This is a genomic window from Burkholderia sp. BCC1996 (genome assembly GCF_905339955.1).
Lineage (GTDB): Bacteria > Pseudomonadota > Gammaproteobacteria > Burkholderiales > Burkholderiaceae > Burkholderia.
In genome coordinates, this window is record NZ_CAJPHM010000009.1 from 233,083 (window position 1) to 245,776 (window position 12,694).

General features: G+C 69.5%; 14 protein-coding genes. 5 read left to right on the top strand and 9 right to left on the bottom strand.

Going from position 1 to position 12,694, the window contains the following annotated elements:
• The first annotated feature begins 3 nt into the window (after window positions 1–3).
• Window positions 4–315 carry a hypothetical protein gene (locus tag U4Z64_RS15925; RefSeq protein ID WP_044843140.1) on the top strand — a complete coding sequence of 104 codons (312 nt, stop codon included), beginning with the start codon at window positions 4–6 and terminating at the stop codon, window positions 313–315.
• Window positions 316–408: 93 nt separating this feature from the next.
• Here the strand turns inward: U4Z64_RS15925 and U4Z64_RS15930 are convergent, their stop codons facing one another.
• Window positions 409–1,257, bottom strand: coding sequence for a class I SAM-dependent methyltransferase (locus U4Z64_RS15930; protein WP_321820446.1), 849 nt, complete (start codon window positions 1,255–1,257; stop codon window positions 409–411).
• 182 nt (window positions 1,258–1,439) lie between these two features.
• On the opposite strand from U4Z64_RS15930, the gene U4Z64_RS15935 reads away from it, so the two are divergent.
• From U4Z64_RS15935 to U4Z64_RS15945, 3 genes are all read left to right on the top strand, one after another.
• Complete coding sequence (locus U4Z64_RS15935; RefSeq protein ID WP_321820447.1) at window positions 1,440–2,903, top strand: metallophosphoesterase; 1,464 nt, start codon at window positions 1,440–1,442, stop codon at window positions 2,901–2,903.
• 239 nt (window positions 2,904–3,142) lie between these two features.
• On the top strand, window positions 3,143–4,447 hold the full coding sequence (locus U4Z64_RS15940; RefSeq protein WP_415750577.1) for a cytochrome-c peroxidase: 1,305 nt from the start codon (window positions 3,143–3,145) through the stop codon (window positions 4,445–4,447).
• A gap of 97 nt (window positions 4,448–4,544) precedes the next feature.
• Entirely contained in the window at window positions 4,545–4,820 is a 276-nt protein-coding gene (locus tag U4Z64_RS15945) for a hypothetical protein (RefSeq protein ID WP_044842898.1), read from the top strand.
• A gap of 144 nt (window positions 4,821–4,964) precedes the next feature.
• On the opposite strand, the gene U4Z64_RS15950 is transcribed toward U4Z64_RS15945, so the two are convergent.
• Complete coding sequence (locus tag U4Z64_RS15950) at window positions 4,965–6,449, bottom strand: PLP-dependent aminotransferase family protein (protein ID WP_321820449.1); 1,485 nt, start codon at window positions 6,447–6,449, stop codon at window positions 4,965–4,967.
• A 203-nt stretch (window positions 6,450–6,652) separates the two neighbouring features.
• Here U4Z64_RS15950 and U4Z64_RS15955 point away from each other — a divergent pair, with 203 nt between their 5' ends.
• Entirely contained in the window at window positions 6,653–7,003 is a 351-nt protein-coding gene (locus U4Z64_RS15955) for a hypothetical protein (protein WP_124485012.1), read from the top strand.
• Window positions 7,004–7,299: 296 nt separating this feature from the next.
• On the opposite strand, the gene U4Z64_RS15960 is transcribed toward U4Z64_RS15955, so the two are convergent.
• From U4Z64_RS15960 to U4Z64_RS15990, 7 genes are all read right to left on the bottom strand, one after another.
• Window positions 7,300–7,722 (bottom strand): DUF6691 family protein, encoded by a 423-nt coding sequence (locus U4Z64_RS15960; RefSeq protein WP_321820450.1) that lies wholly within the window; start codon window positions 7,720–7,722, stop codon window positions 7,300–7,302.
• Between the two features lies 1 nt (window position 7,723).
• Window positions 7,724–8,158, bottom strand: a complete 435-nt coding sequence (locus U4Z64_RS15965) for a YeeE/YedE family protein (protein WP_321820451.1) — start codon at window positions 8,156–8,158, stop codon at window positions 7,724–7,726.
• Window positions 8,148–8,498, bottom strand: coding sequence for an ArsR/SmtB family transcription factor (locus U4Z64_RS15970; RefSeq protein WP_044842893.1), 351 nt, complete (start codon window positions 8,496–8,498; stop codon window positions 8,148–8,150). The genes U4Z64_RS15965 and U4Z64_RS15970 overlap by 11 nt, the downstream gene beginning before the upstream one ends.
• 131 nt (window positions 8,499–8,629) lie before the next feature.
• Complete coding sequence (locus U4Z64_RS15975; protein ID WP_321820452.1) at window positions 8,630–9,991, bottom strand: aromatic acid/H+ symport family MFS transporter; 1,362 nt, start codon at window positions 9,989–9,991, stop codon at window positions 8,630–8,632.
• A 76-nt stretch (window positions 9,992–10,067) separates the two neighbouring features.
• Window positions 10,068–11,276, bottom strand: a complete 1,209-nt coding sequence (locus U4Z64_RS15980) for a 3-hydroxybenzoate 6-monooxygenase (RefSeq protein WP_321820453.1) — start codon at window positions 11,274–11,276, stop codon at window positions 10,068–10,070.
• Between the two features lie 19 nt (window positions 11,277–11,295).
• A complete protein-coding gene (gene maiA, locus U4Z64_RS15985) occupies window positions 11,296–11,937 on the bottom strand; it encodes a maleylacetoacetate isomerase (protein WP_124891568.1) in 642 nt (213 codons plus the stop codon).
• Between the two features lie 34 nt (window positions 11,938–11,971).
• Window positions 11,972–12,670 (bottom strand): fumarylacetoacetate hydrolase family protein, encoded by a 699-nt coding sequence (locus U4Z64_RS15990; protein ID WP_321805823.1) that lies wholly within the window; start codon window positions 12,668–12,670, stop codon window positions 11,972–11,974.
• Window positions 12,671–12,694: the final 24 nt, after the last annotated feature.

Consider the following 12,694-nt stretch of genomic DNA (forward strand, 5'->3'; position numbering starts at 1 on the left):
ACGATGAGCGGCCTGCTGCACGATCGCACCGGCGACTTCATCGCGCTCGCGACGCTCGCGGTGCTTTACCTCGGTGGCGTCGGCCTCGCGCTGTGGCGAATCCGCACCGCCGCGCCGCGCGGCAAGGTCTACTGGATCGTCTGCATCGCGTTGCTGGCCGGCGGTGCGATCGCGATCACCGCCAACCTGTCGCCCGTGCCGAACAGCGGCGAGATGCCGCCCGGTTTCGCGCTCGGCGTCGAGGCGGTGCTGCTCGGGCTCGCGCTCGTCGCGGCGGGCTGCGCGTGGCTGATGTTGCGTGCGAGGCGCGGCTGATATCTGTCGTTTGCGCGGCGGCGCGGCCTTGCCTCGTCATGCGCAAACGGCAGCGTGCATGCCGAACGTCGGTCGTCCTCGTAGCCTGACGCGTCATGCAGACGGCGCCCGCGCCGTGACGAGCCAGCACGCCGCGTCGAACCGCACGTCAGCGCCCTGCACGTAAGGCTCGAACGCAGCGCGCACTGTTTCGACCACACGCCGCCGCGTCGCGTCGTCCGCGTCCTGAAGCGCGAGCCCGACCGGGCCCAGCCGCGCGATGTAGTCGTTCAATGCCGCCTCGGGCAACGCGCACGCCTGGTCGATCGGCTCGATCGCGATGTCGGCCCAGCCGCTGTCCGACAGCACCGACGCGACCCGCTGCCGGTCGCCGAACGCGAATTGCCCCGGCGCCCCCGGCTGCCGCGCCGGCAGGTCCGGCAGCAACGTTGCCGCGACACGTTCGGCCGTCGTCATGAACGGATTGTCGGCGGCGCCGCGCCATGCAACGAATCGCAGTTGCGCGTTCGCGCGCGCCGCTTGCCGCAGGTTCGCGAAGGCGCGCACCGGATCGTCGAAGAACATCACGCCGAAGCGCGACACGATCAGGTCGAACCGAGCCGGCGCGAATGCATGCGTCTGCGCATCGGCATGCGCGAAGCCGGCGCCCAGGCCGGCGCGTTCGGCACGCGCCCGTGCGGCGGCAATCATCCGCGCCGAAATATCGACGCCGGTACAGTGCGCGTGCCTGCCAAGCCGCCGTGCGATCGCGAGCGTCACCGCGCCGGTGCCGCAGCCGACGTCGAGCACGCTGCGCGCGGATGCCGCGGCCGCCGCGTCCGCGAGCAGCGTCTCGAACGGCTCGAACATCCGGTCGAGCGAGCGCTGCGCGTCGACCCATGCCAGCCCCGACGGACCATTCCACAGCGCAGACTGCGCTTCGTTTGCCCGGCTGTCTTTCATCGTCGATTCTCCTTTTTCGTCCGTATCGTTGACCGTGATCCGGACTATGCTGCTTCAAGCCGGCTTGAGGTCAAGGCCGCGACCGCGGCACGACTCGCGCGCCGGCCGGCCGTCGGACTCCGCCCTTCACATTTCTTACACTCGCGCTGCGTATCGTTGACGACTTTCCTACGGTGCCTCTCATGCGACGACTCCTCCCGCGCGCACTGCTCGCGCGCTGCGCTCCGCTTGTTGCCCTCGCGGCGCTGTCCGCGTGTTCGAATCACATCGATACGCCCGCCGATCCGGCCAGCGCCGCGATCAACCTCCAGGCCGCGTGGGTCGAGATCGGCGACGCGAACCAGGCGATCGCACGCGTGATCACGAGCTACAGCCCCGCATCCGCGAGCGATCCGCTGTGCCCGCAACTGTCCGTCGACGGCAAGCTGTCACGCATGACGCTGCGCGCCGGCGCCGCGACCGTCGCGCAGCGTCCGACGGCGAGCGCCGCGGCCGACTCGAAACCGTCGAGCTTCCCGGTGTCGGTCTGCGAAGGGGCGCTGCCGGCCGATGCGCAAACGGCGAGCGTCGCGGGCCGCGCACTGCCGCTGCCGAAAGCGCAGCCGCAGCGCATCGCGATCATCGCCGACACCGGTTGCCGGATGAAGAAGGCCGACAACGCATGGCAGGCGTGCAACGACGCGACGGTCTGGCCGTTCGACACGATTGCGGCGAGCGTCGCGAAGCTGTCGCCGGACCTCGTGCTGCACGTCGGCGACTATCACTACCGCGAAAACGCGTGCCCGCCCGACATCGCCGGCTGCAAGGACAGCCCGTGGGGCTATGGCTGGGATGCGTGGCAGGCCGACCTGTTCCGCCCGGCCGCGCCGCTGTTCGCGAAAGCGCCGTGGGTCGTCGTGCGCGGCAACCACGAGGAATGCGCACGGGCCGGCCAGGGCTGGTACCGCTTCCTCGATCCGCGCCCGTATTCGGCGGCCCGTTCGTGCGACGATCCGGCCAACGACGACGACGCGAACTACTCGGATCCCTATGCGGTGTCGCTCGGCGGCGGTACGCAGGTGATCGTGTTCGACACCGCGAAGGTCGGCCGCAATCCGCTGAAGACGACCGACGCGCAATTCCGCATCTACCAGAAGCAGTTCCAGACGGTCGCGTCGCTCGCGTCGAAGGCCGGCATGTCGACGACGATCTTCACGAACCATCATCCGATCCTCGCGTTCGCGCCGATCGCCGGCAGCACGCCCGCGCCGGGCAACCTCGCGCTGCAGTCGGTGATGGCGAGCCTGAACGCGCAGGCGTACTACCCGCCCGGCATCCACGTCGCGCTGCACGGGCACGTGCACGACTTCCAGGCGATCAACTTCTCGTCCGGGCATCCGGCGACGATCGTGTCCGGCAACGGCGGCGACAACCTCGACGTCGCGCTGCCCGACCCGTTCCCCGCCGGCCTGACGCCGGCGCCGGGCGCCGTGATCGAACGGCTGTCGCACAACAACAGCTTCGGTTTCCTGATCATGGAGCGACGCGCGGCGCCGGCGACGGGCTGGGTGTTCCATGCGTATTCGGCGGCGGGCAAGCTGCTCGCGTCGTGCGACCAGTCGGGCAACACGCTCGCATGCGACAAGACGGGGTTCATCGCGCCGTGAGTGATGAAGTTCGATTGCATGGCGGTTTGATGGATTCGGCGTGTTCGGTGGATTCGGTGGATTCGGCGTATGCGGCGTATGCGGCGTGTTCGGCGTGTTCGGCGGATGCGGCCGGCTGCCGGGGACGAACTGCTGGATCGCGAAGGCAGCCGATTCCTTCGGTCGCCCTCGCCGGGCGTTCGGCGTCCGCCGCGGTTCCGGCCGCCGGCGGACGGGCGGTACGCGCCCTTGCCGCCGCCGTGCTCGCCGGAGCGGCGCTCGCGGCCCACGGCGCACCTGCCGAAACGACCCTGCTCCCCGGCGCGCCGCCTGCGCGCGTCGTCGGCACGATCGGCAACGGCACGCCGCAGGTGACCGACAAGGTCGACGCGGCCACCGCCCGTTTCGCGCCCGACCCGACGCTGGTTGCGCTGGGCCGCCGGATCTTCTTCGATCCGCGGCTGTCCGAGCCGCGCGGCATGTCGTGCGCGGGCTGCCACGATCCGGGGCGCGCGTTCGCGCCGACCTTGTCGGCCGCTTCGCTCGCGGGGCCGGGCGTGCCGGAAGGCAGCCGCCACGGGCGCTTCAGCCAGCGCAACGCGCCATCGCTGCTCTACGTGCGCTACGTGCCGCGCCGCCACTTCTACCAGGACGACGACGCGCCCGCGCCGTCGCCGTTCGGCGGCCTGTTCAGCGACGGCCGCGCGGACACGCTCGCCGAACAGATCCGCGGGCCGTTGTTCGACCCGAACGAGATGAACAACCGGTCGCCGGCCGCGCTGCTGCGCAAGGTCGACGGCACCAAACTGGCGGGCGATCTCGCCGCGCGCTTCGGCACGTCGGTGCGGCGCGATCCCGAGCAACTGGTGCGGGCGCTCGGCTCGGCCGTCGAGGCCTATCTGCAGAGCGACGAGATGGCGCCGTTCACGTCGCGCTTCGACGCGTTCCTGCGCACGCGCAAGCCGCTCGCGCCGGCCGAGATGCGCGGCCTGGCGCTGTTCCGCAATCCCGACAAGGGCAATTGCATGAGCTGCCATACGCTGTCGGAAACGTCGAGCCGGCCGGAGCGCTCGCTCTTCACCGATTTCGGCTACGACGCGATCGCGGTGCCGCGCAACCACGCGCTGCCCGCGAACCGCGATCCGCGCCATTTCGACAACGGTCTGTGCGATACGGCTGCGCGGCTGCGCTGGCCCGAGCCGACGCAATGGTGCGGCTACCTGCGCACGCCGGGACTGCGCAACGTCGCGGTCAAGCAGACGTTCATGCACAACGGCGTGTTCACGACGCTGCGCGACGCGGTCGCGTTCTACAACACGCGCTCGACCGACCCTGGCCGCTGGTATCACGGCGCCCGGACGTTCGACGACGTGCCGGCCGCCTATCGCGGCAACATCAACGTCAATTCGACGCCGATGAACCGCCGGCCCGGCACGCCGCCCGCGCTGACCGACGCGGAAATCGACGACATCGTCGCGTTCCTCGGCACGCTGACCGACGCACGCTACGCGAATCCCGTCCCGGCCGCCGCCCGCATCGCCCGCGCCGCCGCGCCGGCGCGTTGACCCTGGCCGAACGGCCAGGCGCGTGCGCATCCGCTTGCGGTCGCCGCAAACACTGGTTATATTTACAGTACTGTATTTATGAACAGTGAGGTGCGCGATGGAACATCTGGTCCGTATCGTCAACGACACCGATCGCCAAGTGCTGGCATGGCTGCGTGCGCAGGTGGGCGACGCCCGCGTCGAGCGTGCGGCGCGCCAGCTCGGGCATACGCGAAAGCCCTTTCCGTCGGCGGTATGCCGGTATCTGGGCATGAGCGCGCCGGCCACGCTGCGCCCGGCGGAGCGGCCGCGTGCCGCACGCGACTTCTCGGTCGGAGATCGCTATCTGTCGCTGATCCGTCAGCACCTCGCCGCGCATGCGGTCAGCCGATGAAATCGCCGAAATCGTATCGTCGGCGCGTCGCCGCGCGGCGGCCGGCCGCGGAGAATGCGGCGAGCCGGATCGGCCGGCCCGTGCTCTCGTCACGACCGCCGAGCCCGGTAGCCAACGCGCCGGCCCGATCGACACCCGCCCTGCTCACGCAGCGGCCGACGCGTCGCGTATCAACTGGCCGAGCGTTTCGATTGCCGCTTCATGTGCCGTGTCGAACACCCGCGTGCAGGCAAGCCGGATATACGCGTCAAAGCGGTCGGAATTCGAGAAGATCGCGCCTGGCGCGATCCTTACCCCGCGTGCGAGCGCGGCATCGAACAAGGCTTCGGAACGCACGCCGTCGGGCAGCGCGATCCACAGCAGCATGCCGCCGGGCGGCCGGTTCATCCGCGTGCCGGCGGGAAAATGGCGCGCGATCGCATCGATCGTCACATCGCGCTGCACGCGAAGCTGTTCGCGAAACCGGTGCAGGTGGCGGTCGAACGCACCCGAGCCGACGAATTCGGCCGCGACGGCCTGCAGCAACGCGGCGTTGTGCCGGCTTTGCGCGAACTTGAGCATCTTCACGCGCGCGTGCCAGCGGCCCGCGCTCATCCAGCCGAGCCGCATTCCGGGCGCCAGCACCTTGTTGAGCGACGGGCAATAGATCACCGTGCCGTCGCGATCCCATGCCTTCACGGGTTTCACCGCGTGCGGCGCTTCCACGAGTTCGCGATACGGCTCGTCCTCGATCACGGCCACGCCGTGACGCGAGCACAGCGCGACCAGCGCGGCCTTGCGTTCGTCGGGCATCACGCTGCCGAGCGGGTTCTGCAGATTCGGCACGACGACCACGGCCCGAATATCCGGGTACGCGGACAGCGCCACGTCGAGCGCTTCGATCGACAACCCGGTCGTCGGGCTGGCCGGAATCTCGAGCGCGCGCAGGCCGAGGCTTTCGAGCAGCTGGATCAAGCCGAAAAAGGCCGGCGATTCGATCGCGATCGTGTCGCCGGGGCGTCCCACCGCGCGCAACGCGAGATTCACGGCATCGACGCCGCCGCTCGTCGACATCACGTCGTCCGGCGACACGGTCACGCCGTACGACAACGCGCGTTTGGCCATCGTTTGCCGGAATTCGGCCGAACCGCCAACCGGCCCCGCGTCGGTCAGCAGCGTCGGCTTGCGCCGTAGCAGCCGGATCGCCAGCGCCTGCAAGCGCTCGGCCGGGTACAGCGTCGCCAGCGCGGATGCGCCACCGAGATTCAGCGCGTCGGGCGTCGCATTCGCGCGATCGATCACGCGCGACACGCGTTCGTGCAGCCCCGCGAACGGCGGCTCGACGCTCAGCGGCTGCCCGTCGCTTTCCGGCAGCGTGTCGAGCGCGGCCGCCGCGCGCCGGCGCACGAAGTAGCCCGAGCGCGGCCTGGCTTCGCACCAGCCCGTGTCCTCGAGCCGCCGGAAGGCCTGGGTCGCGGTAGACAGGCTCACGCCGTGCTGCGCCATGAACGCACGCACGGACGGCATCCGGTCGCCGGGCGACAGCGTGCCGGCCGCGATGATGCGGCGGTAATGCTCGGCGAGCCGTTCGTAAAGCGGCTCGCCGGCCATCGGCAAAGTCATGCGGGATGGATCGGTGATGGGCGTCATGCGGGCCATCCTGCCCGCGCGCCCGGGCGCACGCCAGATACAGATTCCGGGGAAACTCACCGATACAGCAACATGAAATCGCCGTCTGCACCGTAACAGATACCCGTCCCCTGAATCTGTCCTGCCCGCACGCGTTTCCTTAACCTGATTGCACGCCGTCGCCCTGCCATCGCCGGGCCGCGCAACCGGGAAAAGGACACGCCATGCGGACGCACGACATCCGGCTCGACGCCGGGCAAAGCCACTTTGCGTGGTTCGACAAGGGCAGCCGCGTCATCGTGCTCGACGGCGCGCTCGCGGTCACGTTACGTCACGGCGGGCTCGACTGGCTGCCCGATGCGCCGCAATACGTTCGCCGCGTGCTCGACGAAGGCGAATGCCTGACAATCGAGACGGCCGGTCACGTGGCATTGTCCGCCGGCGGCGCCGGGCCGGTTGCCGCGACCGTCGCGGCGCCCGTGGCTAGGCCCGGCGTGTTCGCGGTGTGGCGTGCGTGGCTGCAGCGGGCGTCCGCGCGGCTGCTCGGCGAGCGGCATGTGCGCGAGCAGTCCTGACGCGACGGCTACACACCGTCGCCGGTGTCGCCACGCGATCACCGCGTCGCTCCACCCGGCGACGAATTCGAGCCCGGCCGCGCGACGGCTACACACCGTCGCCGTTGTCGCCGCACGATCACCGTGTCGCCACCCGGCGACGAATTCGAGCCCGACCGCGCGACGCCTACACGCCGTCGCCGTTGTCGCCGCACGATCACCGTGTCGCTCCCCGGCGACGAATTCCAGCCCTGCCGGCGCCCTCGCCGGGCCGATTCGGCCACGCCGACAACCTCGGCCGCAGCAGCCGCGCGTTGCTACCGCACCTTCCGCGCGCGCTCGATCCATTCGAACAATGCCATCCCGGCCAGCATCGCGCCGACGAACGCGATGCCCTTCACCGACCCGAGCCCGATCGACACGATCGCCGGCCCCGGGCAGAACCCGGCAAGCCCCCAGCCGATGCCGAACACGGCGCTGCCGGCGACGAGGCGCACGGTAATCGTCCGCACGGCCGGCCACTGGATCGGCAGGCCGAGCAACGACCGCGACCGGTGCTTCGCCCATGCGAACGCGAACACGGCGACGCCGATCGCGCCGGCCATCACGAATGCGAGCGACGGATCCCAGCGGCCGGCCAGGTCGAGAAAGCCGAGTACCTTCTGCGGGTTGGCCATCCCCGACACGATGAGGCCGACGCCGAACACCAGCCCCGCGAGAAACGCGAATCCTGCCTGCATGTCAGCCCCCGAGCACGTGCCGTTGCACGAATACGGTCGCGAAGCCCGCGACCATGAAGACCGCCGTCGCGACGATCGAGCGCGTCGCGCCGCGCGACAGCCCGCAGACGCCGTGACCGCTCGTGCATCCGCCCGCATAGCGCGTGCCGATCCCGACCAGCAGGCCGGCCGCCAGCAACTCGCCCCAACCTGCATCGACCTGCGGCGTCACGGCGGCACCGGCGACACGCATCAGCAGCGGCGCGGCGATCAGCCCGGCGACGAACGCGGCACGCCAGCCGCGCTCCGCCGCACCGACCGTAAACAGGCTGCCGACGATACCGCTGATTCCGGCGATCCGCCCGTTGAACGCCATGAGCCACGCGGCCGCAAGCCCGATCAGCACGCCGCCGGCAAGCGACAGCCACGGCGTGAAATGAAGCGCATCAAGCTGCATCGCGCGTCCCCTTCGCGGCCGGGCCGCAGAACTGTTCGTACAGCACGCCCATCACCGCAATCGCAGCCGGGCTGTCGAGCGAGTAGTGGATGTTCTTGCCTTCGCGGCGCGTGCGGACGAGCGCGTTGTCCCGCAACACGCCGAGCTGCTGCGACAGTGTCGGCTGGCGAATATCCAGCCGCGCCTCGAGATCGCTCACGCAGCGTTCCCCCTGCGACAGTTCGCACAGCAGCAGCAAGCGATCGGGATTGGACAGTACCTTGAGCAGCGCGCACGCCGATTCGGCGGCGGCGCGCATCTGATCGGGCTCGGGCAGCCCGGTGGAAGGGTCGGCGTTCATGAGGGCGATCGCATTCGATTAACGAATCGATATTATATATATTTATATATCGTTGACTCGTACTTTCGGTCGGCGCCATCAGAAATCAGAAAAAAGGAAAGCGCCGTCTGCGACGCCCACCCCCGCCTCCGCTACGCCTGCTCGCCGGCAAGCGCATCGGCTGCCGCCGCGCGCTTCTCGCCGGCCCGTACCGCGCCCAGCACCAGCACCGCGATCCCGGCGATCACGCACGGCACCGCGACGAATGCGAAGGCGATCGGCAACGGCAGCCCCGTCGCGAGCATCGCCCCGCCCGCCATCGAACCGACGACCGACCCGCCGCGGCCGATCCCGTTCGCCCAGCTCACGCCCGTGGTCCGGCACTCGGTCGGGTAGTACGCGGCCGACAGCGCGTTCGCGCCGACCTGCGAGCCCGACACGCAAAAGCCCGCGGCGAACACGACCAGCGCGGCGCCCGCCGGCGACGCGGCCAGCACGCCGATCGCCGCGACGAACACGCCGGCCGCCGCATAGCTGCATGCCAACACGCGATGCGGATCGAAGCGGTCCATCAGCCCGCCGAGCACGATCGCGCCGAGCGTGCCGCCGACCTGGAACATCGCGGTCACGCGCGCGGCCGTCTGCAACGTCGCGCCGGTCGTGCGCAACAGCGTCGGCAGCCAGCTCGACAACAGGTAGATGACGAGCAGGCTCATGAAGAACGTGAGCCACAGCAGCAGCGTGCCGCGCAGCAGGTCGGCGCCGAACAGGCGGCCGAGCGGCGAAGCGGCCGGCTTGCCGCGCGGTGCGATGAACGACGCGTGCGCGAGATGCGGGTCCGGTGCGATGCGTGCGAGCATCGCCGCGACCCGTTCGCGCGCCGCGCCGGTGTTGACGAGGTAGCGCACCGATTCGGGCAAGCGCCATGCGAGCACCGGCAGAAGCAGCAGCGGCGCGGCACCGCCGACGACGAGCACCGCGCGCCAGCCGTCGCGTTCGATCAGCGACGCGGCCGCGAGTCCGCCGAGCGCGGAGCCGATCGTGAAGCCGCAGAACATCGTCGTCACGAGCAGCGAGCGCCGCCGCGCGGGGCAATACTCGGACGTCAGCGTGATCGCGTTCGGCATCGCGCCGCCGAGCCCGAGGCCCGTCACGAAGCGCCACGCGATCAGTTCGGTCAGACCGCCCGCGCTCGCCGACGCCGCACTCGCGATGCCGAAACACGCGACACAGGCGAGCAGCAGGCGCTTGCGGCCGAACCGGTCGCCGAACGGCCCGAACACGAGCGCACCGGCCATCAGCCCGGCGAGCCCCGCGCCGAACACCGGCGCGAGCTGCGCGGGCGACAGGCCCCATTCCGCGCGAATGACGGGGGCGATGAACCCGATCGATGCCGTGTCGAAACCGTCGATCGCGACGATCAGGAAGCACAGCACGACGATCGCGGCCTGAAACGGCGCAACGCGATGCCGGTCGATCCATTCGCTGACGTCGATGGACAGCGTATCGGCCATGATGATGTCTCCTCCATGAAGGCGGTCGCGCGCGATGTCGTTGAAATGCGCGCCGCCGGATGCAAACCGAAATGGGTCAGGCAACGGATGTCAGGCAATCCTCCGCGCGCCAGCCGTGCAGCCAGTCGAGCGAATCGTAGAACTGCGCCTGCGTGCGTCCGACCCACAGCGCGTTGCGCACCTGCCGCTCGACGCCCTTCGCGTGATAGATCCGCCCCATCTCGCGCGCCGAATACAGCACGCGCGCGGTGCGCGGAATCCGCACGCGCTCGTACAGCGCAAACGCGGCCTCGAAGTCGCCGTCGGTCTGCGCGACGGCCGCGCCGAGCGTCACCGCATCCTCGAGCGCCTGGCACGCGCCCTGCGCGAGGTATTGCGTCATCGGATGGGCAGCGTCGCCGAGCACCGTCGCGCGGCCCGCACTCCAGCGCTCGACCGGGTCGCGGTCGGCGGTCGCCCAGCGCTTCCACGACGTCGGCCGGTCGAGCATCTGCTTCGGCAGCGGATGGATGCCGTCGAAGTACGACAGCACTTCCTCCTTGCTGCCGTCGCGCACGCCCCAGGTTTCCTGCTCGCGGCTGTGGAACGTGACGACGAGGTTGTACTGCCGGCCGCCGCGCAGCGGATAGTGGACGAGATGGCAATGCGGGCCGGCCCAGACGACCGGCGCATTGATCTGTAGATCCTTCGGCATGTTGTCGACGTCGACGACCGCGCGATACACGACGTGCCCCGTCACGCGATGCGCGTCGCCGATCAGCGCGTGACGGATCGCGGACTTCACGCCGTCGCATCCGATCACCGCATCGGCGCGATAACGCTCGCCGTGCTGGTCGATCACGGTCACGCCGTGGTCATCCTGCTCGAACCCGCACACCTGCGTGCTGGTCCGGAACTCGATCAGCGGATGATCCTTGACCGCCTCGTAGATCGACAGGTGGATGTCCGCGCGATGGATCACCGCATACGGGTTGCCGAAGCGTTCGCGATACGCGGCGCCCGTATCGATGCACGCGACTTCCCGCGCATCGACCGCATCCATCAGTTGCAGCCAGTCGGTAAACACCGCCCGGCCGCGCGCGGCCTCGCCGACGCCCAGCGCGTCGAGCGCGTTGAACGCGTTTGCGGCGAGCTGGATGCCCGCGCCGATCTCGCCGATTTGCGCGGCCTGCTCGAGCAGCTTCACGCGAATGCCCTGGCGCGCGAGCGCCAGCGCCGCCGCGAGCCCGCCGATGCCGCCGCCGATCACGAGTACGCGTCGGCCTGTGTTGTGTGTCTCGCCCATGTCTGTCTCCTGCTTCGTGTTACGCGATGTAGTCCGGTTGCCGCTGCGGCTGCGCTGCGTCGAATGCCGGCTCGCGCCGCGCGTGTTCATGAATCGCGAGGCTGCGCGGATACGCGCTCAGGTCGCAATCCATCCGCAGCGCGTTCGCGACCTGCGGCACGAGGCATACGTCGGCGAGCGTCGGCGCCTCGCCGAAACACCACGGGCCCGTGTCCGCGCGCACGAGCAGACGCTCGACGCCGGCCATCCCTTCCGCGACCCAGTGCCGGTACCACGCGCTCTTCTGCTGCGGCGTGACCTGCAGTTCGCTGTCGAGGTAGCGCAGCACCCGCAGGTTGTTGACCGGGTGGATGTCGCATGCGATCAGCGTCGCGAGTTCCAGCACGCGTGCGCGCTGCCGCGGTTCGAGCGGAATCAGCCGCGGCGCCGGATGAATCCGGTCGAGGTAGTCGATGATCGCGAGCGACTGGCCGAGACGGAAATCGCCGTCGACGAGCGCCGGCACCGACGCCGACGGATTCACCTGCGCGACGTAGCCGGCCTCGCGGTGCTCGCCCGTGCGGATGTTCACGGGCAGCGTGTCGTACGGCAGTCCTTTCAGCGCGAGCGCGATGCGCACCCGATAGGACGTCGAACTGTTGAAGAAGCTATGCAGTTGCACGATGTGACCTTTCGAGGAAAGCAAGGCGCGCGCGTCAGACCACGCGCACGGCCAGTTCGCCGAGCCGCTCGACGCCGACCTGCATCACGTCGCCCTTGACCACCGCGCCGACGCCTTCCGGCGTGCCGGTGAAGATCACGTCGCCCGGCTCGAGGCGGAAGAACTTCGACAGGTCGGCGACCGTTTCCGCGACCGACCAGATCAGGTGCGACACGTCGCTCTTCTGCTTCGTCGCGCCGTTGACGGTCAGCCACAGGCCGGCCTGCTCGACATGACCGACTTCGCTCGCCGGATGCACGGGGCCGATCGGCGCGGAACGGTCGAACGCCTTGCCGATTTCCCACGGCCGGCCCATCTCGCGCATCTTCATCTGCAGGTCGCGGCGCGTCATGTCGAGGCCGACCGCATAACCCCACACGTGCTCGAGCGCACGCTCGAGCGGAATGTCGGCGCCGCCCTTGCCGATCACCGCGACGAGTTCGGCTTCGTAGTGATAGTTCTGCGTCTGCGACGGATACGCGAGATCGAGCGTTTCGCCGTAGGCGACCGGCACGATCGAATCGGCCGGCTTGCAGAAGAAGAACGGCGGTTCGCGATCGGGATCGAAACCCATTTCGCGCGCATGGGCCGCGTAGTTGCGGCCGACGCAGTACACGCGGCGCACCGCGAAGCGGGCGTCGCTGCCGGCGACGGGAAGCGCCACCGGCGCTTCGGGCGGGAAAACATAAGTCATGAACGGCTCCAGCGTAGGCATGAA